This window comes from Haemophilus sputorum CCUG 13788 (assembly GCF_000238795.1).
GTDB classification, from domain to species: Bacteria; Pseudomonadota; Gammaproteobacteria; order Enterobacterales; family Pasteurellaceae; genus Haemophilus_A; species Haemophilus_A sputorum.
Map to the genome: position 1 here is coordinate 1 of NZ_AFNK01000040.1, position 514 is coordinate 514.

1 pseudogene is annotated in these 514 nt (G+C 54.5%); it reads left to right on the forward strand.

What is annotated here, in order from left to right:
- Window positions 1-514 (forward strand): annotated as a pseudogene (locus HSP_RS0106575) (IS5-like element IS903B family transposase); the annotation flags it as partial.

The window sequence follows — 514 nt, forward strand, 5'->3', positions numbered from 1 at the left end:
GATGAAGCTATTCAGGCCTGGTATGAGTCAGCAACACCTTCTTCACGAGGCAGACCTCAGCGCTATTCTGACCTTGCCATCACCACCGTTCTGGTCATTAAACGCGTATTCAGGCTGACCCTGCGCGCTGCGCAGGGCTTTATTGATTCCATTTTTTCTCTGATGAACGTTCCGCTACGCTGCCCGGATTACAGCTGTGTCAGCAGGCGGGCAAAGTCGGTTAATGTCAGTTTCAAAACGCCCCCCCGGGGTGAAATCGCACATCTGGTGATTGATTCCACCGGGCTGAAGGTCTTCGGTGAAGGCGAGTGGAAAGTCAAAAAGCATGGCCAGGAACGCCGCCGTATCTGGCGTAAGCTGCATCTCGCCGTTGACAGTAAAACACATGAAATCATCTGTGCAGACCTGTCGCTGAACAACGTTACGGACTCAGAGGCCTTCCCCGGGTTAATCCGGCAAACCCACCGGAAAATCAGGTCAGCCGCCGCCGATGGCGCTTACGATACCCGGCTCT